At 69.8% G+C, this 26508-nt stretch carries 25 protein-coding genes, 1 tRNA gene and 1 pseudogene; 4 read left to right on the forward strand and 23 right to left on the reverse strand.

Features of this window, described 5'->3' with window-relative positions; translation table 11 throughout:
* The 5 genes and pseudogenes from QZV97_RS09595 to rpsB all read right to left on the reverse strand — a co-directional run.
* A pseudogene (locus QZV97_RS09595) lies at positions 1-124 on the reverse strand (di-trans,poly-cis-decaprenylcistransferase); the annotation flags it as partial.
* Positions 125-128: 4 nt separating this feature from the next.
* On the reverse strand, positions 129-689 hold the full coding sequence (gene frr / locus QZV97_RS09600) for a ribosome recycling factor (protein WP_295641556.1): 561 nt from the start codon (positions 687-689) through the stop codon (positions 129-131).
* Positions 690-713: 24 nt separating this feature from the next.
* Positions 714-1424, reverse strand: a complete 711-nt coding sequence (pyrH, locus tag QZV97_RS09605) for a UMP kinase (RefSeq protein WP_295641557.1) — start codon at positions 1422-1424, stop codon at positions 714-716.
* Between the two features lie 101 nt (positions 1425-1525).
* Positions 1526-2422, reverse strand: coding sequence for a translation elongation factor Ts (tsf, locus tag QZV97_RS09610; protein WP_295641558.1), 897 nt, complete (start codon positions 2420-2422; stop codon positions 1526-1528).
* Between the two features lie 115 nt (positions 2423-2537).
* Positions 2538-3281 (reverse strand): 30S ribosomal protein S2, encoded by a 744-nt coding sequence (rpsB, locus tag QZV97_RS09615; protein WP_295641559.1) that lies wholly within the window; start codon positions 3279-3281, stop codon positions 2538-2540.
* 197 nt (positions 3282-3478) lie between these two features.
* Between rpsB and QZV97_RS09620 the strand changes: the two genes are divergently transcribed.
* Genes QZV97_RS09620 through QZV97_RS09630 form a run of 3 tightly spaced genes read left to right on the forward strand, consistent with a single transcriptional unit; the run spans position 3479 to position 7739 of the window.
* A complete protein-coding gene (locus QZV97_RS09620; RefSeq protein ID WP_295641560.1) occupies positions 3479-4828 on the forward strand; it encodes an amidase in 1350 nt (449 codons plus the stop codon).
* On the forward strand, positions 4825-6201 hold the full coding sequence (locus QZV97_RS09625; RefSeq protein ID WP_295641561.1) for an FAD-dependent oxidoreductase: 1377 nt from the start codon (positions 4825-4827) through the stop codon (positions 6199-6201). The genes QZV97_RS09620 and QZV97_RS09625 overlap by 4 nt, the downstream gene beginning before the upstream one ends.
* A gap of 11 nt (positions 6202-6212) precedes the next feature.
* Entirely contained in the window at positions 6213-7739 is a 1527-nt protein-coding gene (locus tag QZV97_RS09630) for an NAD(P)H-hydrate dehydratase (protein WP_295641562.1), read from the forward strand.
* Here QZV97_RS09630 and rnr read toward each other — a convergent pair.
* Positions 7736-9997, reverse strand: a complete 2262-nt coding sequence (gene rnr, locus QZV97_RS09635; protein ID WP_295641619.1) for a ribonuclease R — start codon at positions 9995-9997, stop codon at positions 7736-7738. The two genes, QZV97_RS09630 and rnr, sit on opposite strands and share 4 nt — an antisense overlap.
* A 26-nt stretch (positions 9998-10023) precedes the next feature.
* On the opposite strand from rnr, the gene QZV97_RS09640 reads away from it, so the two are divergent.
* A tRNA-Leu gene (locus QZV97_RS09640) sits at positions 10024-10108 on the forward strand.
* Between the two features lie 78 nt (positions 10109-10186).
* Here QZV97_RS09640 and QZV97_RS09645 read toward each other — a convergent pair.
* The 17 genes from QZV97_RS09645 to ndk form a co-directional block, all read right to left on the reverse strand.
* Positions 10187-10708: a phosphoribosyltransferase gene (locus QZV97_RS09645; RefSeq protein WP_295641563.1), complete on the reverse strand. Its 522-nt coding sequence runs from the start codon at positions 10706-10708 to the stop codon at positions 10187-10189.
* Positions 10709-10713: 5 nt separating this feature from the next.
* On the reverse strand, positions 10714-12054 hold the full coding sequence (locus QZV97_RS09650; protein ID WP_295641564.1) for an adenylosuccinate synthase: 1341 nt from the start codon (positions 12052-12054) through the stop codon (positions 10714-10716).
* A 35-nt stretch (positions 12055-12089) separates the two neighbouring features.
* Complete coding sequence (locus tag QZV97_RS09655; protein WP_295641565.1) at positions 12090-13253, reverse strand: ATP phosphoribosyltransferase regulatory subunit; 1164 nt, start codon at positions 13251-13253, stop codon at positions 12090-12092.
* Positions 13254-13321: 68 nt separating this feature from the next.
* Entirely contained in the window at positions 13322-13510 is a 189-nt protein-coding gene (locus QZV97_RS09660; RefSeq protein ID WP_295641566.1) for a DUF2065 domain-containing protein, read from the reverse strand.
* Between the two features lie 34 nt (positions 13511-13544).
* Complete coding sequence (gene hflC, locus QZV97_RS09665) at positions 13545-14426, reverse strand: protease modulator HflC (RefSeq protein ID WP_295641567.1); 882 nt, start codon at positions 14424-14426, stop codon at positions 13545-13547.
* Between the two features lie 17 nt (positions 14427-14443).
* Positions 14444-15757: an FtsH protease activity modulator HflK gene (gene hflK, locus QZV97_RS09670; protein WP_295641568.1), complete on the reverse strand. Its 1314-nt coding sequence runs from the start codon at positions 15755-15757 to the stop codon at positions 14444-14446.
* On the reverse strand, positions 15754-16971 hold the full coding sequence (gene hflX, locus QZV97_RS09675; protein WP_295641620.1) for a GTPase HflX: 1218 nt from the start codon (positions 16969-16971) through the stop codon (positions 15754-15756). Before hflX ends, hflK begins: the two co-directional genes overlap by 4 nt.
* A gap of 5 nt (positions 16972-16976) precedes the next feature.
* Positions 16977-17222, reverse strand: coding sequence for an RNA chaperone Hfq (gene hfq / locus QZV97_RS09680; RefSeq protein WP_295641569.1), 246 nt, complete (start codon positions 17220-17222; stop codon positions 16977-16979).
* A gap of 74 nt (positions 17223-17296) precedes the next feature.
* Complete coding sequence (gene der / locus QZV97_RS09685; protein WP_295641570.1) at positions 17297-18637, reverse strand: ribosome biogenesis GTPase Der; 1341 nt, start codon at positions 18635-18637, stop codon at positions 17297-17299.
* A gap of 22 nt (positions 18638-18659) precedes the next feature.
* Positions 18660-19781 (reverse strand): outer membrane protein assembly factor BamB, encoded by a 1122-nt coding sequence (bamB, locus tag QZV97_RS09690; RefSeq protein ID WP_295641571.1) that lies wholly within the window; start codon positions 19779-19781, stop codon positions 18660-18662.
* Positions 19778-20467, reverse strand: coding sequence for a tetratricopeptide repeat protein (locus QZV97_RS09695; protein ID WP_295641572.1), 690 nt, complete (start codon positions 20465-20467; stop codon positions 19778-19780). The genes bamB and QZV97_RS09695 overlap by 4 nt, the downstream gene beginning before the upstream one ends.
* Before the next feature lie 46 nt (positions 20468-20513).
* Positions 20514-21815: a histidine--tRNA ligase gene (gene hisS, locus QZV97_RS09700; RefSeq protein ID WP_295641573.1), complete on the reverse strand. Its 1302-nt coding sequence runs from the start codon at positions 21813-21815 to the stop codon at positions 20514-20516.
* A 65-nt stretch (positions 21816-21880) separates the two neighbouring features.
* Positions 21881-23167 (reverse strand): flavodoxin-dependent (E)-4-hydroxy-3-methylbut-2-enyl-diphosphate synthase, encoded by a 1287-nt coding sequence (gene ispG, locus QZV97_RS09705; RefSeq protein WP_295641574.1) that lies wholly within the window; start codon positions 23165-23167, stop codon positions 21881-21883.
* Complete coding sequence (locus QZV97_RS09710) at positions 23167-24081, reverse strand: helix-turn-helix domain-containing protein (protein ID WP_295641575.1); 915 nt, start codon at positions 24079-24081, stop codon at positions 23167-23169. The genes ispG and QZV97_RS09710 overlap by 1 nt, the downstream gene beginning before the upstream one ends.
* Entirely contained in the window at positions 24074-24901 is an 828-nt protein-coding gene (pilW, locus tag QZV97_RS09715; RefSeq protein WP_295641576.1) for a type IV pilus biogenesis/stability protein PilW, read from the reverse strand. The genes QZV97_RS09710 and pilW overlap by 8 nt, the downstream gene beginning before the upstream one ends.
* A complete protein-coding gene (gene rlmN / locus QZV97_RS09720) occupies positions 24898-26064 on the reverse strand; it encodes a 23S rRNA (adenine(2503)-C(2))-methyltransferase RlmN (protein ID WP_295641577.1) in 1167 nt (388 codons plus the stop codon). Before rlmN ends, pilW begins: the two co-directional genes overlap by 4 nt.
* 7 nt (positions 26065-26071) lie before the next feature.
* The gene (gene ndk / locus QZV97_RS09725; RefSeq protein WP_295641578.1) at positions 26072-26497 is read right to left on the reverse strand and encodes a nucleoside-diphosphate kinase; all 426 of its coding nucleotides are present in this window, start codon (positions 26495-26497) and stop codon (positions 26072-26074) included.
* Positions 26498-26508 lie beyond the last annotated feature (11 nt).

Consider the following 26508-nt stretch of genomic DNA (forward strand, 5'->3'; position numbering starts at 1 on the left):
GCTTGTGGCCGACGAAGCGCGGCATGAAGCGCTTGTTGGCCCAGCGGCCGTTGCCATCCATCACGATCGCGACGTGGCGCGGGATCGGGGACGGGACCGGCTTCACGGCGGGCGGCCTGCGCATCGGCTCAGACCGCGAGGATCTCGGCTTCCTTGGCCTGCACCAGCCGGTCGATCTCGGCGATCGAGCGGTCGGTGAGCTTCTGCACGTCTTCCTGGGCGCGCTTCTCGTCGTCCTCTCCGATCTGCTTGTCCTTGAACAGGCGCTTGATCTGCTCGTTGGCGTCGCGCCGCAGGTTGCGCACGGCGACCTTGCAATCCTCGCCCTCGCCGCGCACGACCTTGGTCAGGTCCTTGCGGCGCTCCTCGGTCAGCGCCGGCATCGGCACGCGCAGCAGGTCGCCCTGGGCGGCCGGGTTGAGGCCGAGGTCCGACTCGCGGATCGCCTTCTCGATCTTGGCGCCCATGCCCTTCTCCCAGGGCTGCACGCTGATGGTCCGCGCGTCGAGCAAGGTCACATTGGCCACCTGGCTGATCGGCACCATCGAACCGTAGTAGTCGACGTGCACCTGATCCAGCAGGCCCGGGTGGGCGCGGCCGGTGCGCACCTTCTGCAGCTCGCCCTTGAAGGACTCGATGGACTTGGCGGTCTTCTGTTCCAGCGTCTTCTTGATGTCGGCAATGCTCATGATCGATTCCCGCAACGGCAGGGGTCACACATGCACCAGGGTGCCCTCGTCCTCGCCCAGCACCACGCGTCGCAGGGCGCCGGGCTTGAAGATCGAGAACACCTTGATCGGCAGCTTCTGGTCGCGGCACAGCGCAAAGGCCGTGGCGTCCAGCACCTGCAGGTTCCTGCTGATCGCCTCGTCGAAGCTGATCTTGCTGTAGCGCGTGGCGCCGGGGTCCTTCTTGGGGTCGGCGGTGTAGACGCCGTCGACCTTGGTGGCCTTCAGCACGATCTGCGCGCCGATCTCGGCGCCGCGCAGCGCGGCCGCCGTGTCGGTGGTGAAGAAGGGGTTGCCGGTGCCGGCGGCGAAGATGACGACCTTGCCCTCTTCGAGGTACTGCAGCGCCTTGGGCCGCACGTAGGGTTCGACGACCTGCTCGATGCCGATGGCCGACATCACGCGCGCGGTCATGCCCTCCTGGCGCATCGTGTCGGCCAGCGCCAGCGCGTTCATCACCGTGGCCAGCATGCCCATGTAGTCGGCGGTCGCGCGATCCATGCCGACCGACCCGCCGGCCACGCCGCGGAAGATGTTGCCGCCGCCGATGACGACAGCCACCTCGCAGCCCATCTCGGTGATCTCGCGCACCTCCTGCACCATGCGCACGATGGTGGCGCGGTTGATGCCGTAGGCATCGTCGCCCATCAAGGCCTCGCCGGACAGCTTGAGCAGGATGCGCTTGTACGCCGGCATGCGGTGATCTCCTGGAGCGGGGGCCGGTGAGGCCATCGGACTGCGGGGAGTTTAGGGGACCCCCGGCAGGCCTTGTGGGCCGCCCGGGGGTAACAGGCCGTTCACTGGCCCTTGGCTGCGGCCACCTGAGCCGCCACTTCGGCCGCGAAGTCGTCGACCTTCTTCTCGATGCCCTCGCCGACCACGTACAGCGTGAAGCCCTTCACCTGCGTGCCGGCGCCCTTGAGCATCTGCTCGACGGTCTGCTTGCCGTCGGCGGCCTTCACGAAGACCTGGTTGAGGAGACTGACCTCCTTCAGGAACTTCTGCACCGAGCCTTCGACCATCTTGGCCACGATGTCGGCCGGCTTGCCGCTCTCGGCCGCTTTCTCGGTGGCGATCTTGCGCTCCTTGTCGACCAGGTCGCTGGGCACGTCGGCCTGCGACAGCGCCGCCGGCTTCATCGCCGCCACGTGCATGGCCACGTCCTTGGCCGCCACACCGTCGCCGGCGTACTCGACCATCACGCCGATGCGCGTGCCGTGCAGGTAGTGCGCGAGGCTGCCGCCGCCCGCGTAGCGCTTGAAGCGGCGGATCGACATGTTCTCGCCGATCTTGCCGATCAGGCCCTTGCGCACGTCCTCCAGCGTCGGGCCGAAGCCGTCCTGCTCGTAGGGCAGCGCCGACAGGGCTACGACGTCGGCCGGATTGCTCCTGGCCACCAGATCGGCGGCGGCCTTCACGAAGGCCAGGAAGGACTCGTTCTTCGAGACGAAGTCGGTTTCGCAGTTGACCTCGACCAGTGCGCCGGTGCTCCCGTCGACGCTCGCGGCCACCACACCCTCGGCGGTGACGCGCGCGGCGGCCTTGCCGGCCTTGTTGCCGAGCTTGACGCGCAGGATCTCCTCGGCGCGGTCGGCGTCGCCGTCGGCCTCGGTGAGGGCCTTCTTGCACTCCATCATCGGCGCATCGGTCTTGGCGCGCAGTGCGGCGACCATGCTGGCGGTGATTGCGGGCATCGTGTTCTCCGTTCGGTGAGCCGGTCGCGGGCGGGGCCGCGGCGGCCGGCTCGATGGACTTGGAAAAAAGGGGCTGAACCAGCCCCTTCGAAGAGTGCGCGGGGCGGTCGGGCCGTCAGGCGGCGTCGCTGACTTCCACGAACTCGTCGGTGCTCTGGGCCGCCGTCACGATGTCGTTGACCGCGTTGACCTTGCCTTCGAGCACCGCATCGGCGACGGCACGCGCGTACAGCGCCACGGCCTTGGCCGAGTCGTCGTTGCCCGGAATCACGTAGTCGATGCCTTCCGGCGAGTGGTTCGAGTCGACCACGCCGATCACCGGGATGCCGAGCTTCTGCGCTTCGGCGATGGCGATCTTGTGGTAACCGACGTCGATCACGAACATCGCATCGGGCAGCGCGCTCATGTCCTGGATGCCGCCGATGTCCTTCTCGAGCTTCGCCAGCTCGCGCTCGAACAGCAGGCCTTCCTTCTTGCTCATCGCCTCGAGACCGGCCTCCTTCTGGGCCTGCATCTCCTTGAGCTTCTTCAGCGAACCCTTGACCGTCTTGAAGTTGGTCAGCATGCCGCCGAGCCAGCGCTGGTCGACGTAGGGCATGCCGGCGCGCTTGGCTTCCTGGGCCACGACCTCGCGCGCCTGGCGCTTGGTGCCGACCATCAGGATGGTGCCGCGCTTGGCGGCCAGCGAGCGGGTGAACTTCATCGCCTCGTTGAAGAGCGGCAGCGTCTTCTCGAGATTGATGATGTGGATCTTGTTGCGATGGCCGAAGATGAACGGGGCCATCTTCGGGTTCCAGAAGCGGGTCTGGTGTCCGAAATGGACGCCCGCTTCCAGCATTTCACGCATGGTGAAGGACATGGGAGCTCCAAAGGTTGAGTCTTAAAACCGGCCAGAATCACCCGGAATCAGCGCCGCGGTCGAGCCGCGCCGCGAGGTTCCTGGGCGACACCTTCTGGTGGCCGGGTTTGCGGATTGCCTTCCGATCCGTCCTGCCTGTCGCTGCAGACAGCGCGAGCAGGGATCACTTCGAAAAGCGCAAGGAGTTTAGCACGCCGATGAGCCTCGACCTGACCCGCCACCGCGCCCGGATCGTCGCCGGCGAGACCTCGGCCGCGCGCGAGATCGACCGGTCGCTGGCGGCCATCGCGGCGGTGCCGGCGGCCTTCCTGCACGTCGATGAAGCCGCCGCACGCGCCGCCGCGGTCGCCGTCGACGCGGCACGGGCTGCCGGAGGCCCGCTTCCCCCTCTGGCCGGCGCCGCCATCAGCGTCAAGGACCTGTTCGATGTGGCGGGCCAGGTCACCGCCGCGGGCTCGCGGATCCTGGCCGGCGCGCCCCCGGCCAGCCGCGACGCGCCGGCCGTGGCCCGGCTCCGGGGCGCCGGGGCCGCACTGATCGGCCGCACCCACATGACCGAGTTCGCGTTCTCCGGCGTCGGCCTCAATCCGCATCATCCGACGCTGGCCAATGTGCCCTGGGCGCGCCTGGACCCCGGCACGCCGCGCATCCCTGGCGGGTCCAGCTCCGGAGCCGCCGCCTCGGTGGCGGGCGGCGCGGCGTGGGCCGGGCTCGGGTCGGACACCGGCGGCTCGATCCGCATTCCCGCCGCGCTGCAGGGTCTGGTCGGCTTCAAGGGCACGGCGCAGAGCGTGCCGACCTCGGGCGCGCTTCCGCTGTCGACCACGCTCGACACGGTCTGCGCCATCACGCGCTCGGTACGCGACGCCATCCTGCTGCACGAAGTGCTGGCGGCGCGCCCGGTCGTCCGACGTCGGCGGCCGCTGGGCGCGACGCGCTTCGCGGTCGCCACGACCAGCCTGCTCGACGGGCTCGAGCCGGTCGTTGCGGCCGCCTTCGAGGACACGCTCTCCCGCTTGTCCCGCGCCGGTGCTGCGATCGAGGAGCTGCCGGTCCCGGCACTCGCCGAGCTGGGCCCGTTGCAGGTCCACGGCGGCTTCTCGGCGGCGGAGAGCTGGGCCTGGCACCGCCAGCATCTGGCCTCGGACGGCGCGCGCTACGACCCGCGCGTCGCGCTGCGCATGCGGCGCGGCGCCGCGATGACCGCCGCCGACTACCTGGATCTGCACCGCGCGCGGCGCGACTGGATCCTGCGCATGCAGGCCGCGATGCGCGGCTTCGATGCGGTACTCTCGCCCACCGTGCCGATCACCGCCCCGCCCATTGCACCGCTCGAGGCGAGCGAGGACGAGTTCTTCCGCGTCAACGGGCTGCTGCTGCGCAATCCCTCGGTGGTGAACCTGCTCGACGGCTGCGCGATCAGCCTGCCCTGCCAGGCCCCGGACACCGCACCGGTCGGCTTGATGCTGTGGGCCGATCGACTTGCCGACGACGCGCTGCTCGACACTGCGCTCGCCGTCGAGGCCTGCCTGGCCGACCGCTCATGAGGATCGCGGTGATCGGCGCCGGCATCGTCGGTGTCAGCAGCGCCTACGAGCTGGCCGAGGATGGCCACGAGGTCACGGTGTTCGAGCGCCACAGCAGCGTCGCCGGCGAGGCGAGCTTCGCGAACGGCGGTGTCATCGCACCGGGGCATGTTGCGCCCTGGGCGGCGCCGGGCATGCCCTCTCGGCTGCTGCGCGACTGCTTCGGCAAGGATCCGCTGATGCGCGTGCGCCCGACGCTGGACGTCGCGCGCTGGCGCTGGCTGTGGCGGTGGTGGCGGGCCAGCCGTGCCGCCGCCTACCAGCAGCATCGCGGTGAACTGCTGCGACTGACGCAGTACAGCCGCGACCGGCTGCGCGACCTGAGCACGCGGCTCAAGTTCGAGTTCGAGCGCACGCAGGGGCTGCTGGTGCTGCTGCGCACCGATCAGGACGTCGCGGCCGCGCAATCGGCGCTCGCCTTGCTGCGCGAACTCGGCACGCCGTTCCGCGAAGTCGACCGGGCTGCCTGCCACGCGCTCGAACCCGGCATGAACCGCGACCAGGCGCTGGCCGGCGGCATCCACTTCGCGCAGGCCGAAGCCGGCAACTGCCGGCAGTTCGCGCACCTGCTGCGCGAGGCAGCCGAGCGACTCAACGTCGAGTTCCACTTCGGCACGGTCGTCAAGGCGATCAGCCCCGGCGAAGGCGGGCAAGGGCCGCGCGTGCAGGTCGAGCAGATGGCCCTGACCACCGGCTTCGTCAGCAGCCGCGCCGGCCCGAACAATGCGCCCGCCACCCAGACCACGGCGCACCGCGCGCGCGCCGCGGCCCGCTACCTCGACCCGGTATCGCAGGAGCACTTCGATGCCGTCGTCATCGCCGCCGGGGCCGACGCCGGCGACCTGCTCGCGCCGCTCGGTCTGCGGCTGCCGATTCAGCCGCTGTACGGCTACTCGTTGACCGCGCCGCTGCGCTCGCCGGAGCGGGGTCCGAAGGCCGCACTGATCGACGAACGCCATCAGGTCACCTTCAGCCGGCTCGGTCAGCGCGTCCGCGTGGCGGGCGGCGCCGAGCTCGGCGGCTCGCTGGAACGACACCGCCGCGGCGGCGTCGAGGCGCTCTACCGTCGCCTCGACGACTGGTTCCCGGGCGCGGCCCACATCGCCAAGCCGCAGGTCTGGAAAGGTGCGCGGCCGATGCTGCCGGATGGCCCGCCCCTGGTCGGCCCGGCTCCGCAGGCGGGCGTGTGGCTCAACCTGGGTCACGGCCATGCCGGATGGGCCCTGGCGTGCGGCAGCGCGCGCCTGCTGGCCGACCTGATCGGCGGCCGCAAGCCGGCCTTCGACCCGGCGGCGCTCGACGTCGGGCGCTACCGGGCGGCTTCTCGCGGCTGAGGGAGCGGCCCATGCCAGCGCCGCAGCGCATCGTCGACCGGGCGGGCCCGAGAGCGGCCAGCGCGCTCTGGCCGCTGCACGACGCGGCTGCGAGCCGCCGCTGCGAGGCGCAGACAGCGCAGGACCTGCCACCGCACACGCTGATGCAGCGCGCCGGCATCGCCGTCGCCCGGCTGGCGCTGGCGCTCGCACCCCATGCGGAGCGCATCTGGATCCTGGCGGGCCCGGGCAACAACGGTGGCGACGGCCTCGAGGCCGCGGCGCTGCTGTGCCGGGCCGGCAAGCGCGTCGCGGTCAGTCTGCTGGCTTCCGCATCGATGCCGGCCGATGCGGCGGCGGCACTGGCGCGCGCGCGCGACGCCGGAGTGAAGATCGAAACCTCGCTCGCTCCGCCTGAACCGCTGCGCGGCGGCGACCTGGCCGTCGATGCGCTGTTCGGCCTGGGCCTGGGGCGCGCACCGGCAGGAGCCGCGGCGCTCGGCATCGCGAGCCTGAACGCCGGCGCGGCCCCCGTCCTGGCCGTCGACCTGCCGTCGGGCCTGGACGCCGATCACGGCCGCGCGTTCGAGCCTTGCGCCATCGCGCGCTGGACCCTCGCGCTGCTGACGCTCAAGCCCGGCCTGTTCACGGCCGCCGGGCGCGACCACGCCGGCGACATCTGGTTCGACGACCTCGGTGTTTGCGCCGACCCCCAAGCCGCGGTGGCCACGCTGGTCGCCGCGCAACCGGTCGACTGGCCGGCACGGCCGCATGCGAGCCACAAGGGCACGCACGGCGATGCCTGGATCGTCGGCGGCGCGCCGGGCATGGCCGGGGCGGCGGCGCTGGCGGCGCGGGCCGCATCGGCGGCGGGCGCCGGCCGGGTGCTGCGGGTGTCTCTCGACCCTGCTGTCCCGCACCTCGACCTTCTGCAACCCGAACTCATGCACCGGCCTGCCAGCGCGCTGCCCGACCGGGACATCCCCCTGGAGACGTCGACCGTCGTCGTCGGCTGTGGTGGCGGCACGGCCGTGCGCGAGTTGCTGCCCGTGCTGATCTCGCGCTCGGGGCGACTGCTGCTGGACGCCGATGCCCTGAACGCCCTGGCCGCCGACCCGTCGCTGGCCCGGGCGGTGACGGCCCGCGCGGGCCGAGATCGCGCCACCGTGCTGACACCGCACCCGCTCGAGGCGGCCCGCCTGCTCGGCATCGACAAGACGGCGGTCCAGGCTGACCGGCGGGCGGCCGCTCAGCGCCTGGCCGACCGCCTGGCGGCCACGGTGGTCCTGAAGGGCTCCGGCAGCATCGTCGCCTCGGCCGGCCAGCATCCCCGGATCAACGCCAGCGGCAATGCCGCCCTCGCCACCGCAGGCACCGGCGACGTGCTGGCCGGGTGGATCGCCGGCCTGTGGACGCAAGGCCTCCCGGCGGCAGATGCCGCCGCGCTGGGGGTCTACACGCACGGGCTCGCCGCCGAGACCGGACGCGCGGACGACCGGATCTCCGGCCCGCTGGAAGCCAGCCGGCTGATCGACCGACTGCGCGCGCTGCGCGCCTAGCGGCGCGTGCGCCGCGTCTTGCGAGCCGCTTCGGCGACCGGCGTCTTGCGGGCGCGCCCACCAGCGACCTTGCCGGCCACTTTCTTGGTTGCCCGCTTGTGCCCGCGATCGGCGTCCTTCGCCGCCTTCAGCTCTTCGACGGCCGTCGCGGCCTTGTCGCGCGCGCCGCGCAGCGTCGGGCCGGTGTCGTGCACCAGGCGGAAGTCGATCTTGCGACCGTCGAGGTCGACGCGACTGACCTGCACACGCACACGGGTACCGATCGCATAGCGCACGCCGCTGCGTTCGCCGCGCAGTTCCTGGCGGACCTCGTCGAAGCGGAAGTACTCCCCGCCCAGCTCGGTGATGTGAACCAGGCCTTCGACGTAGAGGTCGTCGAGCGTCACGAACAGGCCGAAGCTGGTCGCCGCACTGACGGTCCCTGCGTACTCTTCGCCGAGGTGCTCGCGCATGAACTTGCACTTGAGCCAGGCCTCGACGTCGCGCGATGCCTCGTCGGCACGCCGCTCGTTGGCGCTGCAGTGTGCGCCGGCCGCCTCCCAGGCCTGGGCTTCCGCCGTCATCTTGACCTGCGACTTGGCCTGCGCCATCGACGCCGCCGTGGGTCGCAGCTTGCGCGTGTGCACGGCCGACGTCGCCAGCTCGGTGACTTGCAGGTGGTACTTGCGCCCCGCCAGCACGGCCTTGATCACGCGGTGCACCAGCAGATCGGGGTAGCGACGGATCGGGCTGGTGAAGTGCGTGTAGGCGGGATAGGCGAGGCCGAAATGGCCGCTGTTGATCGGTGTGTAGATCGCCTGCTGCATCGAACGCAGCAGCATCGAGTGGATCTGCTGTGCATCGGGGCGGTCCTTCGTGGCCTGCGCCACCGCCTGGAACTCGGCCGGCTGCGGATCGTCGCCAACCGACAGCCCGAGGCCGAGCCCCCGCAGGTAGGCCTGCAGGATCGCCCGCTTCTCCGGCGTCGGCCCTTCGTGCACACGGTACAGCGCGGCATGCTTGTGCGTCGCGATGAACTCCGCCGAGCAGACGTTGGCCGCCAGCATCGCCTCCTCGATGAGCCGGTGCGCATCGTTGCGCGTGCGCGGCACGATCTTCTCGATGCGCCCGTTCTCGTCGCAGACGATCTGCGTCTCGGTGGTCTCGAAGTCGACGGCGCCGCGCGCCGCGCGCGCCTTGAGCAAGGCGCGGTAGACCTCGTGCAGGTGCAGCAGGTGCGGCACGAGCGCCTTGCGCTTGTGCGCCTCCGGGCCGCGCGTGTTGCCGAGGATCGCGGCGACCTCGTTGTAGGTCAGCCGGGCCTGCGAGTTGATGACCGCCGGGAAGAACTGATAGGCGTGGATCTCGCCGTGCGCGTCGACCAGCATGTCGCAGGCCATCGCCATGCGATCCTCGTTCGGATTCAGCGAACACAGGCCGTTGCTGAGCTTCTCGGGCAGCATCGGAATGACGCGCCGCGGGAAGTAGACGCTGGTCGCCCGCTCGTAGGCATCGTCGTCGAGCGACTCGCCGGGCTTCACGTAGTGACTCACGTCGGCAATCGCGACCACCAGCCGCCAGCCGTTCGGCTGCTTTGCGCGACCGATCGTGGCCGGCTCGCAGTAGACGGCATCGTCGAAGTCCCGGGCGTCCTCGCCATCGATCGTCACGAGCGCCACGTCGGTGAGGTCGATGCGATGCTTGCGGTCTGCAGGACGCAGCTTCTCGGGCAGCTTGGCGGTCTGCGCCATCGTTTCGGCGGAGAAACGGTGCGGCACCTCGTACTTGCGCACCGCGATCTCGATCTCCATGCCGGGGTCGTCGATCTCACCCAGCACCTCGGTCACGCGGCCGAGCGGCTGCGAGTGCATCGAAGGCGGCTCGGTCAGCTCGACCGCCACCACCTGGCCGGCGCTCGCACCGGCGATGCCGTTCTTCGGGATGATGATGTCCTGACCGTAGCGCTTGTCTTCGGGCGCGATCAGCCAGATGCCGCCTTCGTGCAGCAGGCGACCGATGATCGGTGCCTTCTTGCGTTCGAGGATCTCGAGCACGCGCCCTTCCGGTCGACCCTTGCGGTCGTAGCGGATCACCCGGACCTTCACGCGGTCGCGATGCAGGACCGCATGCATCTCCTGCGGCGACAGGTAGATGTCGGACTCGCCGTCGTCGCGTTGCAGGAAACCGTGGCCGTCGCGATGCCCCTGGATCGTGCCGTCGACCTCGCTCATCAGAGCGGCGCCGAGGGTCGCGTGGCTTGTCTTGTCTTCGTTCTTGATGCTAAACTCTCCGACTTTCGTACCTAGCCCAGGTGGCGGAATTGGTAGACGCACTAGTTTCAGGTACTAGCGGGTAACTCCGTGGAGGTTCGAGTCCTCTCCTGGGCACCAAGGCATAAGAAGATGATAAGAGGCCAGCACGCAGGTGCTGGCCTTTTTGCTGGGCGATCGTCGCCGCTTTCGCCTTGTTCAGAGTGCGAGTCGCCGCGACAGCGCATCGGGCCGCAGATCATCGTAGGCCTCGAAAGGCTGATGGATCCACGGGCTCGTCGGCAGGACATCGACGTAGTAGTCGGGCGTGTAGCTCGACACGCCCTTCACCCAGATCACCGACGAGCGCAGTTCCGCGATCGACGGCAGCGCCCGCAGACGGTCGACGACGGCCTTGAGCGTCACGCCCGTGTCGGCCAAGTCGTCGACCAGCAGTACGCGACCGGCCAGCTCGCCGCGCGGCAGCGTGACGTACTGCGCCATGTCCAGCCGACCCTGGATCGTCCCCGTTTCGGCCCGGTACGAACTCGTCGACATGATGGCCAGCGGCTTGTCGAACAGCCGCGACAGCACGTCGCCCGGCCGCATGCCGCCCCGCGCCAGGCACAGGATCTGATCGAACTCCCAGCCCGACTCGTGCACCTTGAGCGCCAGCCGCTCGATCAGGAGGTGGTAGTCGTCCCAGGAGACGTACAGGTGCTTGCCGTCATCGGTCAGCATGGGTCTCAAGCCTTGTACGGATGCCGCAGCAGGATCGTGTGCTCGCGATCGGGACCGGTCGAGACCATGTCGATCGGTGCGCCGATCACGGCCTGCACCCGCTCCAGGTAACGCCGGGCATTGAGCGGCAGGTCGTCCCAGCGCGTGCAACCGACCGTGCTTTCCTTCCAGCCGGGAAAGGATTCGTAGACCGGCCGGCAAGCCGCGATCTCATCGGCGTCGAGCGGCAGGATGTCGACATGGCGCCCGTCGAGTTCGTAGCCGATGCCCATCTTGATCTCCGGCAGGCCATCGAGCACGTCGAGCTTCGTGATGCACAGGCCGGACAGCCCGTTGATCAGGATCGAGCGCTTCATCGCCGCGGCGTCGAGCCAGCCACAGCGCCGCGGCCGCCCGGTGACCGTGCCACGTTCCTGCCCGATCGTCGACAGGTGATGCCCGACGCTGCCGGGCTCGTCCATCGGCAACTCGGTCGGAAACGGGCCCGAGCCGACGCGCGTCGTGTAGGCCTTCGTGATGCCCAGGATGTAGTGCAGCTTGTCCGGTCCGACGCCCGAACCCGCGGCCGCATTGCCGGCCACGCAGTTGCTGGACGTGACGTAGGGATAGGTGCCGTGGTCGATGTCGAGCAGCGTGCCCTGCGCCCCCTCGAACAGGACATTGCCGCCGGCGACGTTGGTGCCGTGGATGCGCACGCCGACATCGGCCAGCATCGGCCGGAGCTGCTCGGCCACCTTCATCGCATGGTCGAAGATGGGCTGGAACTCCAGCGCATCGGCATGCAGGAAGCCCTGCAGCACGAAGTTGTGCAGTTCGAGCAGGTCGCGCAGCTTCGCCGCGAAACGATCCGGGTGCTTCAGATCCTGCACGCGCAGCGCGCGTCGCGCGACCTTGTCCTCGTAGGCCGGGCCGATGCCCTTGCCGGTGGTGCCGATCTTGCCGGCGCCCGACCTCTCGCGCAGCGCTTCGCGCGCCTTGTCGACCTCGACGTGGAACGGCAGGATCAAGGGGCAGGATTCGCTGAGGAAAAGGCGCGAGCGCACCTCGACACCGGCCGCCTCGAGCCGTTCGATCTCGCCCAGCAGGTGGGTCGGGTCGACGACGACACCGTTGCCGATGTAGCAGGCCACGCCGTCGCGCATCACGCCCGAGGGGATCAGTTGCAGGGCCGTCTTCTTGCCCTTGATCACCAGCGTATGGCCGGCGTTGTGCCCGCCCTGGAAGCGCACGACGGCCGCCGCGTGGTCGGTCAGCCAGTCCACCACCTTGCCCTTGCCTTCGTCGCCCCACTGGGTGCCGACCACGACCACGTTGCGGCCGGGGCCTGTCTTGCTCACTGCTTGCATTGTCCTGTCCTGCTACGCCTTGCCTGCGCCGCGCCTCACAGCGCGCGCACGATCCATCTGCCACCGACGTCGACGACCTCGCGATCGCAGTCGAACTCCTGCGCCTCATGCTCGTGCCCGGGCAGCACGCACAGCACCGTCTCGCCGCCGGCGCGCAGCGCGCGGATGGCGGCCCGCAGCGAAGCGTCCTCGCCCCAGGGCGCGCGCACGGCCGCGTGGCGTCCGTCGACACGTGCATGCGCGACCAGTTCCTTCAGGTCGGTGCTGAAGCCGACCGCCGGGCGGTTGCGACCGAACACGGCGCCGACCTCGTCGTAGCGGCCGCCACGCAGCAGCGAATCACTCGAACCGCCGCCGTAGACGGCGAAGCGCGCTCCGCTGTAGTAGGCGTAGCCGCTGAGATCGGCGAGATCGAAGCCCACCTTCACCTCGGGATGCGCGATCGCGGCATGCGCCGCCAGGCTCCGCAGATCGGCCAGCGCGGCAGCCACGAGGGACCGCTGCGGCAGGCGCGCCTGCGCCACCGTCAGCACTTCGGCGTCACCGTACAGTGAGGCGAGCGTCAGCAGACCCTGACGCACGTCGGCCGGAAAGCCGTCGGCCACGCGACCGAGCGCCGCCGTATCCTTGGCCGCCAGCGCGGTGTAGACCTCGGTCAGCCGTGCCGCCTCGCAAGCCACGCCGGCCAGCAACCCGCGCACGATGCGCGTGTCGGCCAGATCCAGCACCAGTCCGTCGACGCCAGCTGCACGAAGGCAGTCGAGCGCCAGATCCTGGATCTCGAGATCGGCTTCCAGCCCTGCGTGTCCGTAGAGCTCGGCACCGAACTGCAGTGGTTCGCGACTGCCTTGCAAGCCGGCCGGCCGCGTGTGCGCGACAGGCCCGCAGTAGCACAGGCGCGTCACGCCGGTCCGGTTGAGCAGGTGCGCATCGATGCGTGCCACCTGCGGCGTCGTGTCGGCACGCAGGCCGAGCGTGCGGCCACTGAGTTGATCGACCAGCTTGAAGGTCCGCAGATCGAGTTCGTGCCCGGTGCCGGACAACAGGGACTCGAGATGCTCCAGCAGCGGGGGCATCACCAGTTCGCAGCCGTATCCGCGGGCCGTGTCGAGGACGGTGCGCCGCAGCTCCTCGATACGCCGCGCCTCCGAGGGCAGCACGTCGGCGATGTGCTCGGGCAGCAGCCAAGCAGACGTCATGAAAACGACCTGGGGTTAAAACCGCATTGTACGGGCGGGTCCTGGCGGCGCCGATCGGCCGCACGCCTTCAGAGCGCGATCACCAGCAACAGCACGAGCCCGCCGAGCATGCTGCTCAAGCCGAGAAAACGCAGCTGCCCGTCGCTCAGTTGCGTGGCCTGCTCGAACAGCCTGCGCCAGCGTGGGGGGCTCAGGAAGGGCAGCAGGCCCTCGAACACCAGCATCAGCGCCAGTGCGCTGAACAGCGTGTCCCACATCAGGCGACCCCGGCCGAGCGTCGGGCCGTCCGGTTCACTTGCCGCGAGGCGGCACGCCGCCGCGCATCGCGCGGAAGAACTCGCTCTCCGGCTCGACCACCATGATGTCGGTCTTGTTCCGGAAGCTCGCCCGATAGGCCTCGAGGCTGCGATAGAACTGGGCGAACGAGGGGTCGCGGCCGAAGGCCTCGGCATAGAGCGCCGAAGCCTTGCCATCGCCTTCGCCCTTGACCTTCTGCGCGTCGCGGTAGGCCTCGGCGATGATGACCTCGCGCTGCTTGTCGGCGTCGGCACGGATCGTTTCACCCTCGGCCTGACCGGTCGACCGCGTCTCGTTGGCGACGCGCTTGCGCTCGGACTCCATGCGCCGGTACACCGCCTCGGTGATGTTGGCCACGAAGTCGACCCGCTTGATGCGCACGTCGACGATCTCGATGCCGAAGCTCGTTGCATCGTCGCGCAGGCGCGCAATCACGCCCTGCATGACCTTCTCGCGCTCCGTCGACAGCACCTGCCGCACGCTGACCTTGGTCACTTCCTCGTTCAACGCCGCCTGCACGATGGGCGCCAGCCGCGCTTCGGCGTTGCGCACATCGGCGCCGTTGTTGCGGATGAACTGGCGCGGGTCCTTGATGCGCCACTTCACCAGCCAGTCGATGACGAGGCTCGTCTTTTCGGCGGTGAAGACCGGGCGCGTCTCGGGGCTGTCGAGGCTCTGCACCCGGCGGTCCAGGAACACGACGTTCTGGAACGGCGGCGGCAGCTTGAACTTCAGGCCGGGCTGGGAGATGACTTCCTTGATCTCGCCGAGCGCGTACAGCGCCGCGAACTGCCGCTGGTCGACGACGAACAACGTGCTGGATGCGAGCATCAGGGCGATCAGGGCGCCCGCAATCATCAGGCCGATGCGATTCATGTTCTTGTTCTCCTCGCTCAGCGGTTCTCGCGATCACGCGTGCGCTGGTTGTCGCGGGTTCGTGCATCGCCGGACGGGACCGCCGGCACCTCGCTGCCGGACACCGCCGGGACCGCAGCGGGGCCGCCGGCTGGCGCCGCACCGGCCGATTGCATCAGCTTGTCCAGCGGCAGGTACAGCAGGTTGGAGCCGCTGCGGGACTCCACGAGCACCTTGCTCACGTTCGAGTAGACCTCGCGCATGGTGTCGACGTAGAGCCGGTCGCGAGTCACCGCAGGCGCCTTCTCGTACTCGGTCAGCACCTGGCGGAAGCGCGATGCATCGCCTTCCGCCTGGGCGATCACGCGCGCCTTGTAGCCTTCGGCTTCCTGGCGAAGGCGCGCGGACGTGCCCTGGGCCTTCGGGATCACATCGTTGGCATACGCCTGGCCCTCGTTCTTGAAGCGCGTGCGGTCGGCACTGGCGCGCACCGCGTCGTCGAAGGCCGCCTGCACCTGCTCGGGCGGCGCGACGCTCTGCACGTTGACGTTGGAGATCAGGATGCCCGCCTGGAGCCGGTCGAGCTGGATCTGGATGGACTTGACGAGGTCCGTGGCGATCGCGTCGCGCTGCTCGTACAGCACCGAGTCCATGTTGCTGCGCCCGACGATCTCGCGCACCGCCGACTCGGCGGCCAGCACCACGGCCTCGTCGGCGTTGCGATTCTCGAACAGGTAGTCCTTCGCGTCCTTCAGCCGGTACTGCACGGTGAAGCGGATGTCGACGATGTTCTCGTCCTGGGTGAGCATCGACGAGTCGCGCAGGCCGGTGGCCTGGACGACCGAGTTGCGGCCCACTTCGACCGAGCGCAACTGCGTCACGTTGACGGTCTCGTTCGACTGGAACGGATAGGGCAGGCGCCACTGGAACCCCGCCTCCACCGTCTTGCTGTAGCTGCCGAAGGACAGGATCACGCCCTGCTGCCCTTCCTGCACGATGAAGAAGCCGCTGGCCATCCAGATCAGCGCGGCCACGCCGGCGATCAGACCGGCACCGATGCCGGCGCTGCGCATGTCCGGCGGCTGGCCGCCGCCACCGCCACCGCTGCTCTCGGGTCGCTGGCCGCCGCCGCGCCCGCCGAACAGGCCGCTGAGACGGCGGTTGAAGTCGCGCCACAGCTCGTCGAGGTCGGGCGGTCCGTCGTTGCGGCCTCCGCTGGCGAGCAACACGCCGGGCCGCAACCGCCAGGCGGCACGGCGTGCCAGCCCGGACAGCAGTTCGACGCCGGCGGAGGCGAGCTGTCGCAGAGTCACCGGACTCGCCGGCGCTGCGGCGTCTTGATAGGTATTCATGCTTGTCGTTGTAACCACGCTGATTCGGTGTCTGGGGCGGTGGCCGCCGATGGCTCGGCGCCGACCGGGCCCACGGCATGCGCCAGCTTGCCGTCGGCCAGCACGGCGGTGGCCAGCAAGCCCCGCAACTCGGCGAGCCCCTGGCCGCGCAAGGCGCTGACGAAGACGCGCGGCACCCGCCGGCCCCCGTCGAATTCCATCACATCGGCCGTCACCCGCGGACGACGCGTGTCGTCGAGCTGGTCGAGCTTGTTGAAGACCAGGATCTGCGGGATCCCCGCCGCATCGATCTCGGCGAGCACGCGCTCGACCTCGGCCATCTGCTCGTCCAGCACCGGGCTCGCGGCGTCGACCACGTGCAGCAGCAGATCGGCCTCGGCCGCCTCCTGCAGCGTCGCGGCAAAGGCCTTGACCAGCGTGTGCGGCAGATCGCGGATGAAGCCGACGGTGTCCGACAGGCTGACCGAACGTTGCGCGTCCTCGAGGTAGAGCTGCCGCGTGGTGGTGTCCAGGGTCGCGAACAGCTGGTCGGCCGCGTAGCTGCGTGCCTTGACCAGCGCATTGAACAAGGTCGACTTGCCGGCGTTGGTGTAGCCGATCAGCGAGATCTTGAAAGTGCCGGCCCGCTCGCGCGAGCGTCGCTGCGTGCCGCGCTGGCGCTTGACCTTGTCGAGCCGGGACTTCAAGGCCTTGATGCGCTCGCCGATCATGCGGCGGTCGAGCTCGATCTGCCGCTCGCCCGGACCGCCGCGATGGCCGACGCCGCCGCGCTGGCGCTCCAGGTGGGTCCAGCGCCGCACGAGACGGTTGCTCAGGTATTGCAGCTGGGCCAGTTCGACCTGCAGCTTGCCTTCGTGGCTCTGTGCCCTTGCCGCGAAGATCTCGAGGATGAGCCCGGTGCGGTCGAGCACCTCGACGCCCAGATGGCGCTCGAGGTTGCGCTGCTGGGTCGGCGACAGCGCCTGGTCGAAGATCACGCAGTGGCCGCCGCTTTGCTCGACCAGCGCCTTCAGCTCGTCGGCCTTGCCGCTGCCGACGAACAGCGCCGCATCGGGCGCCTTGCGACGCGCGATCAGGCGCGCCACCGGCGTGTCGCCCGCGGACTCGGCCAGCAGGGCGAGTTCATCCAGCGTCGGATCGAACGCCGAACCGGCGCCGAGGTCGACGCCGACGAGTACGGCCCGCGCCTCGTTACCGCTTGCCGGCGCGTTCAGGCCGTTCAGCTCGAAGACTCCGGATGGTCGTTGGCCTGGAAGTTCACCGCACGGCCCGGCACAACCGTCGAGATCGCGTGCTTGTAGACCATCTGGGTCACGGTGTTGCGAAGCAGGACCACGTACTGGTCGAAGGACTCGATGTGGCCCTGCAGCTTGATGCCGTTGACGAGATAGATCGAGACCGGCACGTGTTCCTTGCGCAGCAGGTTCAGGAACGGGTCTTGTAGGAGTTGCCCTTTGTTGCTCACGATATGGTCCGTGTTCTGTAGCTGTTGGAGAGTGGAAGGTATCACAGGCCCCGGCCAGGGGCCGACCCGCCGAGCTACGACTCCCTGGCCGAGAAGGGGTTCCGCGAAGACTTCATCTCGATGCGCAACGGCGTGCCGGTGAGCTGGAAGTGACTGCGGAACCGCCCCTCGAGGAAGCGCTTGTAGCTGTCGGTCACGTGATCGAGCGAATTCCCGTGGATGACGATCACCGGCGGGTTTTGCCCGCCCTGGTGGGCATAGCGCAGCTTCGGCCGGAACGCGCCGGCTCGCTTGGGCTGCTGGAACTGCACCGCCTCCAGCAGCACCCGCGTCAGTTGCGGGGTCGGCAGCTTCTTCGTCGCCGAGGCCCAGGCCTCGCCGATCGCCTTCCAGACCGGACCGAGCCCCTGGCGCTTGATGGCAGAGATGTGGAGCACCGGCGCGAATTTCAAGAACGCCAGCCGCTGCTCGATCGAGCGCTGCAGCATCTCGCGCTGGTAGCTGTCCACCGCGTCCCATTTGTTGACGGCCAGGACCACGGCGCGGCCGGCATCCAGGATGTAGCCGGCGATGTGCGCATCCTGGTCGGTCACGCCCTGGGTCGCGTCGAGCAGCAGCAGCACCACGTTGGCGTCGGCGATGGCCTGCAGCGTCTTGACGACCGAGAACTTCTCGATCGCCTCGAAGACCTTGCCCTTGCGACGCAGGCCGGCGGTGTCGATCAGCTCGAACTTCTGACCGCCGCGCTCGAAGGGCACGCTGATGGCGTCGCGCGTGGTCCCCGGCAGATCGAAGGCGACCAGGCGCTCCTCGCCCAGCCAGGTGTTGATCAGCGTCGACTTGCCGACGTTGGGCCGGCCGGCGACCGCCAGGCGGATCGGGCGGTCGGGGTCGTCCAGCGCCGCCTCGTCCGGTGCGTCGAAGACGAAGTCCTCGAGCGCCTTCTCGAGCAGGCTGCGCACGCCCTGGCCATGGGCCGACGAGACTGCGTGCGGTTCGCCGATGCCGAGTTCGTGGAACTCGGCCAGCTGGATGCCCTCGACCATGCCCTCGGCCTTGTTGGCCGCCAGCACCAGCTTCTTGCCGGCCGTGCGCAGGTAGCGCGCGATGTCGTGGTCCTGGGCCGACAGCCCGGCGCGCACGTCGACGACGAAGATCACCGCATCCGCCTCGGCCACCGCCTGGCGCGTCTGCTTGGCCATCTCCTTGTAGATGCCGCTCTCCGCGGTCGGCTCGAAGCCGCCGGTGTCGATGACGATGAACTCACGCTCGCCGAGACGGCCATCGCCGTAATGGCGATCGCGCGTCAGGCCGGCGAAGTCGGCCACGATCGCATCGCGGCTCTTGGTCAGGCGATTGAAGAGCGTCGACTTGCCGACGTTGGGGCGCCCGACGAGCGCCAGAACGGGTTTCATGACAGGCTCGGCGAACGCCCGGTCACTCGGGGCGGAAAGCGTGCACGCTGCCGCGCTGCGTCACCGTGACGATGGTGTTGCCGACCCGCACCGGCGCCCCGACGATCGGCCGCCCGTCGGTCGGCAGGCGCAGCAGGAACTGGCCGTTCTCGCGGTCGATGAAGTGCAGCTGGCCTTCGAAGTCGCCGAACACCAGCGTGCGCCCGACGATCAGCGGCGAGCTCAGGCCGCGGTACTGCAGGCGATCGGAGGTCCAGGCGACGTCGCCGCCTTCGCGCTTCCAGGCCGTGATGCGGTCGCTGGCATCGGCGGCAAAGACGAACTGCTCGTCGGCGGTGACGCCGTTGGTGCCACCGACGTTCCGGGCCCAGCTCAGGCTGCCGCGCTCGGCGTTCACGCAGCCCACGGCCGCCTGGAAGCCTCGCGCGCAGATGGCGTCGCCGACGCGCGCTGCCGGGCCGACCAGATCCGCCAGGCGCTCGACCTCGTTGGTGCCACGCGGCGACGCCACGGTGGTTTCCCAGCGCACCGTGCCGCGCAGCGGGTCGAAGCCAGCCAGGCGGGCGCCCTGCCCGGCCACCAACGTATCCTTCCACGCCATCAGCACGCCGGGTTGCAGCAGGGTCAGCGGGTCGCCCGGACGCTGCTGGACCCAGAGCTTGCGCCCGTCGAGCACGTCGTAGGCCTGAACGCTGCGGTCCACCCCGAGCACGAAGACGCGCTCGCCAGCCACCAGCGGGGGCGTCACCACGCGGGTCCCGAGCCGGGTGCGCCAGAGCGGCTTGCCGCCGTCCAGGACGACCAGCTCGTTGCCGGTCGTCACGACGCTCGCATAGCGGCCGTCGCTGCCCACGCCGGCGCTCAGCTTGCCGTCGGCATCGCCGCGCCACAGCTCGCGACCCGTGTCGGCGGCCAGTGCGACGATGCTGCCGTCGCTGCTGGGGACCACGACGGCCGTCGCGGTCGACGCGATCCGCAAGCTCGTGCCGATGTTGCCCAGGCTGTGCGACCACACCTGCCGACCGGCGATCTGCGGCGTGACGGTCTCCAGCGCGGCCGGCTTCGGCTTGTCGGGCGTGGAGCAGGCCGCGGCGAGCACGACCAGGCCGACCAGAGCGCCGCGGCGAAGGCCCCGGCGGCTCACTTCGACGCCCCCGACGCGGCAGGCGCAGCGGCCGCCGGCGCAGCATCGGGCGCAGCGCCCAGCGCGGTCAGCTTGGCGTCGACGAGGCGCCGGTAGTCCAGCGTCGCGTCCATCGCGTCGTAGGCGGTCCGGTAGGCGATGCGGGCGTCGTCCGGCTTGCCCTGGGCGAGCAGGATGTCGCCGCGACGATCCGCCACCAGGGCGACGAACGACTTGGGCGGATCCGACGGCAGCGCCTTGAGGGCCTCGTCGTGCTTCTTCTCGTCCAGCAGCACGGCCGCCAGCCGCAGCTGGGCGACCACGCGGTACTCCTTCTCGCCAGCGTTGGCCGCGACCCATTCCAGGTTGGCGCGGGCCGCATCGACGCGGCCCTTCTCGAACTGCAGCTTGGCCGCCAGCAGCCCCGCCTGGTCGGCGAAGGTGGTCGAGCCGTAGCGTTCCTTCATGTCGGCCAGCACCTGCGTGGCCTTGTCGGCGTCACCGCCGCGCACGGCCTTCTCGAGCTCGTCGTACAGCGCCCCGGCCTTGGCACCACGGTCGCGCTGGTAGGTCTGCCAGCCCGTGAACGCCGCGAAGCCGCCCAGCGCCAGGATCAGCACCCAGGTGATCAGGTTGCCGTACTGCTTCCAGAAGTGCTTGAGCGAGTCGAGCTGTTCTTGTTCTTCGAGGTCGAGATGGGTGGCCATGCGAGTGCGGATTGAAGCGCGGCCGCCCGGTGGCGACCAGCGCGGATTATGGACGGAGCAGTTCGGCCGCCCAGGTCGATGCCTGGGCCAGCGGCTTGACGATCTGCTGCCCCGGTTGACCGTCAGTGCGCAACAGCTTGACGCCCACCCCACCCTGGGACATCTCGTCGGCCCCGAACACCAGCGCCCAGCGCGCCCCGCTGGCGTCGGCCTTCTTGAACTGCGACTTCATGCTGCCCTGCCCTTCCTTGCCGGCGGCATGCATCAGCACGGCAACGCCGGCCGCTCTCAGCGCCTCGAGCACCGGCATCACCTGGGGCAGCGCCGCGGCATCCGGCACGATGGCATAGGCGTCGGGCGCGCAGGCGGGCACGGCGGCGCCGACGGCCTCGAGCAGCAGCATCAGGCGCTCGATGCCGAGGCCGAAACCGACACCCGGTGCGGGCTTGCCGCCGAGTTGTTCGATCAACTGGTCGTAGCGCCCGCCGCCGCAGACCGTGGCCTGCGAGCCGAGGTGCGGCGTGACCCACTCGAACACGGTCAGGTTGTAGTAGTCCATGCCGCGCACCAGCCGCGGGTTGATGCGACAGGCCAGACCGGCGGCGTCGAGCACGGCGCGGACGGCATCGAAGTGCTTCAGCGACGCCTCGCCGAGGAAGTCCATCAGCTTCGGCGCCGCCTCGACCACCGGCTGCAGCGCCGGGTTCTTGGTGTCGAGGATGCGCAGCGGGTTGCTGTGCAGGCGGCGCCTCGCGTCGTCGTCCAGCAGCCCCGAATGCGCCTCCAGGTGCGCGATGAGCGCGGCGCGGTGCGCACGCCGCTCCTCCGGCTGCCCCAGGCTGTTGATCTCCAGCGTCAGGTCCCGGCCTTCGACCAGCCCCAGCTCTCGCCACAGCGCGCGCAGCATGAGGATCAGCTCGGCGTCGACATCCGGCCCGGCGTGACCCAGCGCCTCGACATCGAGCTGATGGAACTGCCGGTAGCGGCCCTTCTGCGGCCGCTCGTGGCGGAACATCGGCCCCATCGTCCAGACGCGCAGCGGGCCGTTGTAGAGCGCGTTGTGCTCGACGATCGCGCGCACGATCCCGGCGGTGGCCTCGGGGCGCAGCGTGAGCTTGTCGCCGTTCATCGAGTCCTCGAAGGAGTACATCTCCTTCTCGACGATGTCGGTCACCTCGCCCAGTCCGCGCACGAACAGCGCGGTCGGCTCGACGATCGGCGTGCGCAGGTTGCGGTAGCCGTAGCGGGCCAGCAGACGGCGCACGATGTCCTCGAACCACTCCCACCGCGCCGACTCGGGCGGCAGCAGGTCGTTCATGCCTTTGACGGCTTGCAGCGGTTCAGCCATGGAATACCGTGGAGGGGATCAGGAGACCGTCCGCGGACGGACGGGGCGCGGCACGACGGCGCGCGTCAATGCGAAGCGGTCGCGCTGCCGTAGCGGCGCTCGATGTAGTTCTCGACGATGGTCTGGAACTCCCGGGCGATGCCCTCGCCGCGCAGCGTCATCGCCTTCTCGCCGTCGATGAACACCGGCGCGGCTGGCGCCTCGCCGGTGCCCGGGAGGCTGATGCCGATGTCGGCATGCTTGCTCTCGCCGGGGCCGTTGACGATGCAGCCCATGACCGCGAGCTTCATGGTTTCGACGCCCGGGTACCTGGCCTTCCAGACCGGCATCTGCGCGCGCAGGAAGTCGTCGATCTGCTTGGCCAGCTCCTGGAAGGTGGTGCTGGTGGTGCGACCGCAGCCGGGACAGGCGGTCACGCTGGGATTGAAGGCGCGCAGGCCGAGCGACTGCAGGATCTCCAGCGCGACCACGACCTCCTGGGTGCGGGCCTCGCCGGGCTGCGGCGTCAGGCTGACGCGGATCGTGTCGCCGATGCCCTCCTGCAGCAGCATCGCCAGCGCCGCGGTCGACGCCACCGTGCCCTTGGTGCCCATGCCCGCCTCGGTGAGGCCCAGGTGCAGCGGGTAGTCGCAACGGGCGGCGAGCGCGCGGTAGACGCTGACCAGGTCCTGCACGCCGCTGACCTTGCAGCTGATCAGGATCTGGTTCGCGTCCATGCCCAACTCCTGCGCATACGACGCCGACTGCAGCGCCGACGCGATCAGCGCCTGGTACATGACCTGCTTGGCATCCCAAGGCTCCGCACGCGCCGCGTTCTCGTCCATCAGCGCCGCGAGCAGCTCCTGGTCGAGGCTGCCCCAGTTGACGCCGATGCGCACCGGCTTGTCGTGGCGCATGGCCGCCTCGATCATCATCGCGAACTGGCGGTCACGCTTGTCGCCCTTGCCGACGTTCCCGGGGTTGATGCGGTATTTGCTGAGGGCCGCGGCGCAGTCCGGAAACTCGCTCAGCAGCCGGTGACCGTTGTAGTGGAAGTCGCCGATCAGCGGCACCGCGATGCCCATGCGGTCGAGTTGCTCGCGGATGTGCGGCACGGCCTGCGCAGCCTCGGGCGTGTTGACCGTGATGCGCACCAGCTCGGATCCGGCCAGCGCCAGCTCCTTGACCTGGATCGCGGTCTCGATGACGTCGACCGTGTCGGTGTTGGTCATCGATTGCACGCGCACCGGCGCATCGCCACCGATGGTCACGACGTTCGAGCCCCAGGCCACGCGCGCCTGGCGGCTGCGGCGTGCCGCCGGCCGGGCCGCCGCGATGGCGTCCGTGTCGACGACGGTCTCGGGGGCGTTCATCACTTCAGCTCCATGCGAGCGACATTGTCTCGATTGGCCGCCAGCGGCAGCGGCCGGCCGCGGAACACCACCTCGGTGGCCTCGGCGTTGCCGACGGTCAGGCTGAGCGGCGCGACCCCATCGACCCCCGCAGCCTCGCCCGGCGCCAGCGTGCGCGACAGCAGGATCTGTCCGTTGCGGTCGCGCACCTCGACCCAGGACTCCGCCGAGGCGCGCAGGGTCAGCATCCCGCCGGCCGGCGGTGCCGAGGCCGGCGCGGAGAACACGGTGTCGACGACGGCCGATGCCGCACCGGCCGCCAGCGGCAAGTCGGCCGCCAGCGCGACCGTCGCGGTCACCGGGGCCGGGGTCTGCACTGCGTTCTGCACCGGCGCCGGCACGACGACGGGCGCCGGCACCGCCTCGACGTTCGCTCGCGTGGCGCTCGCCGAAGCCGGGTTCGGCCCAGCCGCCGTCCCGCCATCGAACATCGACAGCAGCCGGTCGATCGACCACGAACCCGAAGGCACGACGTACACCAGTGCCGCCGCGCCGGCCAACAGCAAGGCCGCGATCACCGGCAGACTGAGGACGCGCGGCCATTCGGCGCCGTCGCCGGCAGCCGCACGGTCGCGGAACGGGGCGTTCAGCCCCAGCGAGACCTGATCGAGCCCGTGGCCCTGGGGTTGCGGCAGCCGGGTCAGCACCGGTTCGGCGTCGATCTTCAGCGCCCGGCACATGCTGAGCGCCAGCGCGCGCGTGAAGGTCGCGTCCGGCAACTCGTCGTAGCGATTGCCCTCGATCAGTTCGAGCTTGCGCTGGGCCACCTTGAGCGACGCCGCCAGCACCGCGAGGTGCACACCCTGCCGCTCGCGCGCGGCGCGCAGCATCTCGCCGGCCGTCGCCGGGGGCGCGGCGTCGACGGCCTCATTCATCGAAGATTCCCCGCTCGAAGGCCTGCGCCTCGCGCGAGCTCGGGTAGCTCGACCTCAGCTGGTTGCCGAGGTCGCGCACGCCCTGCGGATTGGCGAGGCGGTTCTCGATGCGAGCCGCGAGCCACAGAGATTCGGCATTGCGCAGCTCGCCGTTGTTGTTGACGCGGCGCACGTAGAAGCGCGCCCGCTCGTAGTCGCCTCGACGGTAGAGCACATCGGCCAGGTTCATCGCCGTCGCCGGGTTGGCGGCGTCGAGCTCGTAGGCGCGCTTGAGCGTGTGCTCGGCCTTCTCGAGCTGGCCGCTGCGCGCCTCGCAGACGCCCTGGACCAGCAGGGTGCGGCTCGGGGTGCGGTAGGAGTTCATCGCCAGCGCACGGTCGAACAGCGCATTGCCTTCGGCATAGCGGCCACGCTGGCACAGGAACCAGCCGTAGTTGTGCAGCGTGTCGCCATCGTTGGGCGCGACCTCGACACCGCGCTTGAAGCTGTCTTCGGCCTGCTTTTCCTCGCCCAGTGCGGCCAGGACCAGGCCGCGCAGGTTCAGCGCCTGCGGCAGGTCGGGGCTGGCCGCCAGTGCGAGCCGCACTTCCGAAAGCGCGTTGTCGAGGCGTCCCTCGGCGTAGTAGGCCCCGGCCAGTTCGAGGCGCACGCGCGCGCGCCGCTGGGATTCGCTTTCCTCGGCCGCGATGCCGCGGTTGTCCTGCTGGTCGATCGACGGGTTGCCGCGCGGCTGGGCCGCGCAGGCGCCGGCCAGTATCGCCAGGCCGAGCAGAACGACCCGCCCCCACGCTCCGCGACCCGCTCGCGTCGTCCCCATCATCGTGTCCTCTCCGTCGTGCCGGCCCGGGCCGGCAGATGTTCGTGCGCCGCGGCGCGCACCGGGATCACCGGCCGCTGCAGGCGCTCGCGCGCGCTGGTGCGATCCTGCACCTCGCCCGCCAGTTGACCACAGGCGGCGTCGATGTCGTCGCCGCGCGTCTTGCGCACCGTGGTCACCACGCCCCCGTCCGACAGGACCGCCGCGAACGCCTGCACGCGCGCCGCCGGCGAGCGCGTCAGGCCCGAGGCCGGGAAGGGATTGAAGGGAATCAGGTTGAACTTGCAGGGCACGCGTCCCACCGGACCGTGGTCGCCGACCAGGCGCAGCAGCTCGCGGGCCTCGGCATCGCCGTCGTTGACGTCGTCGAGCATGCAGTACTCGAAGGTGACGAAGTCGCGTGGCGCCGCATCGAGGTAACGCTGGCAGGCTGCGAGCAACTCGGCGATCGGGTACTTGCGGTTCAGCGGCACCAGGTCGTCCCGGAGCGCGTCGGTCGGTGCATGCAGCGACACCGCCAGCGCGACCGGGCAATCGTCGCGCAGCCGGTCGATCATCGGCACCACGCCGGACGTCGACACCGTGACGCGCCGGCGCGACAGCCCGTAGCCGTGGTCATCGAGCATCACCCGCAGCGCCGGCACGAGCGCCGCGTAGTTCTGCAGCGGCTCGCCCATGCCCATCATCACGACGTTGCTGACGACGCGCTCGGTCGTGCCCAGGCGCCTGCGGAGCTGATGCTCGGCATGCCACAGCTGGGCGAGGATCTCGCCGGTCGTCAGGTTGCGGCTGAAGCCCTGGTGGCCGGTCGAGCAGAAGCGGCAACCGACCGCGCAGCCGGCCTGCGAGGACACGCACAGCGTGCCGCGATCGTCCTCGGGGATGAACACCGTCTCGACCGCGTTGCCGGCGCCGACGTCGAACAGCCACTTGACGGTGCCGTCGGCCGAGGCCTGCTCGCTCAGCACCGGCAGTCCCTGCACCACGGCCTGGCCCGCGAGCTTGCCGCGCAGGGCCCTGGCCAGGTCCGACATGCGCTCGAAGTCGGCCTCGCCCTTCTGGTGGATCCAGCGGAACAGCTGGACGGCGCGAAAGCGCTTCTCGCCCAGGCTGTCGCAGAAGGCCGTCAGCCCCTCGAGGTCGAAGTCGAGAAGATTGACGGCCATGGCGCCCTTAGCGTGCGTAGACGTTCATGCCCGGGAAGAAGAACGCCACCTCGACCGCAGCGGTCTCGGGGGCATCCGAGCCGTGCACCGCGTTGGCGTCGATGCTGTCCGCGAAGTCGGCACGGATGGTGCCCTTGTCGGCCTTCTTCGGATCGGTGGCGCCCATCAGCTCGCGGTTCTTCGCGATGGCGTTCTCGCCCTGCAGCGCCTGGATCATCACCGGGCCGGAGATCATGAACTCGACCAGGTCCTTGAAGAAGGGGCGCGACTTGTGCACGGCATAGAACTGTTCGGCCTCGCCGCGCGAGAGATGGACCATCCTGGCCGCGACGACCTTGAGGCCGGCGCCTTCGAAGCGCGCGTAGATCTGACCGATGACGTTCTTGGCGACGGCGTCGGGCTTGATGATGGACAAGGTGCGTTCGATCGCCATGTTTTCTCCGG

It is taken from the genome of uncultured Methylibium sp. (genome assembly GCF_902826655.1).
Lineage (GTDB): Bacteria > Pseudomonadota > Gammaproteobacteria > Burkholderiales > Burkholderiaceae_C > Methylibium.

Bases quoted from the DNA above. Each gene is read 5' to 3' on its own strand.
- frr (WP_295641556.1), bottom strand. From the start codon at position 689: ATGAGCATTGCCGACATCAAGAAGACGCTGGAACAGAAGACCGCCAAG.
- pyrH (WP_295641557.1), bottom strand. From the start codon at position 1,424: ATGCCGGCGTACAAGCGCATCCTGCTCAAGCTGTCCGGCGAGGCCTTG.
- tsf (WP_295641558.1), bottom strand. From the start codon at position 2,422: ATGCCCGCAATCACCGCCAGCATGGTCGCCGCACTGCGCGCCAAGACC.
- rpsB (WP_295641559.1), bottom strand. From the start codon at position 3,281: ATGTCCTTCACCATGCGTGAAATGCTGGAAGCGGGCGTCCATTTCGGA.
- QZV97_RS09620 (WP_295641560.1), top strand. From the start codon at position 3,479: ATGAGCCTCGACCTGACCCGCCACCGCGCCCGGATCGTCGCCGGCGAG.
- QZV97_RS09625 (WP_295641561.1), top strand. From the start codon at position 4,825: ATGAGGATCGCGGTGATCGGCGCCGGCATCGTCGGTGTCAGCAGCGCC.
- QZV97_RS09630 (WP_295641562.1), top strand. From the start codon at position 6,213: ATGCCAGCGCCGCAGCGCATCGTCGACCGGGCGGGCCCGAGAGCGGCC.
- QZV97_RS09645 (WP_295641563.1), bottom strand. From the start codon at position 10,708: ATGCTGACCGATGACGGCAAGCACCTGTACGTCTCCTGGGACGACTAC.
- QZV97_RS09650 (WP_295641564.1), bottom strand. From the start codon at position 12,054: ATGCAAGCAGTGAGCAAGACAGGCCCCGGCCGCAACGTGGTCGTGGTC.
- QZV97_RS09655 (WP_295641565.1), bottom strand. From the start codon at position 13,253: ATGACGTCTGCTTGGCTGCTGCCCGAGCACATCGCCGACGTGCTGCCC.
- QZV97_RS09660 (WP_295641566.1), bottom strand. From the start codon at position 13,510: ATGTGGGACACGCTGTTCAGCGCACTGGCGCTGATGCTGGTGTTCGAG.
- hflC (WP_295641567.1), bottom strand. From the start codon at position 14,426: ATGAATCGCATCGGCCTGATGATTGCGGGCGCCCTGATCGCCCTGATG.
- hflK (WP_295641568.1), bottom strand. From the start codon at position 15,757: ATGAATACCTATCAAGACGCCGCAGCGCCGGCGAGTCCGGTGACTCTG.
- der (WP_295641570.1), bottom strand. From the start codon at position 18,637: ATGAAACCCGTTCTGGCGCTCGTCGGGCGCCCCAACGTCGGCAAGTCG.
- QZV97_RS09695 (WP_295641572.1), bottom strand. From the start codon at position 20,467: ATGGCCACCCATCTCGACCTCGAAGAACAAGAACAGCTCGACTCGCTC.
- hisS (WP_295641573.1), bottom strand. From the start codon at position 21,815: ATGGCTGAACCGCTGCAAGCCGTCAAAGGCATGAACGACCTGCTGCCG.
- ispG (WP_295641574.1), bottom strand. From the start codon at position 23,167: ATGAACGCCCCCGAGACCGTCGTCGACACGGACGCCATCGCGGCGGCC.
- QZV97_RS09710 (WP_295641575.1), bottom strand. From the start codon at position 24,081: ATGAATGAGGCCGTCGACGCCGCGCCCCCGGCGACGGCCGGCGAGATG.
- pilW (WP_295641576.1), bottom strand. From the start codon at position 24,901: ATGATGGGGACGACGCGAGCGGGTCGCGGAGCGTGGGGGCGGGTCGTT.
- rlmN (WP_295641577.1), bottom strand. From the start codon at position 26,064: ATGGCCGTCAATCTTCTCGACTTCGACCTCGAGGGGCTGACGGCCTTC.
- ndk (WP_295641578.1), bottom strand. From the start codon at position 26,497: ATGGCGATCGAACGCACCTTGTCCATCATCAAGCCCGACGCCGTCGCC.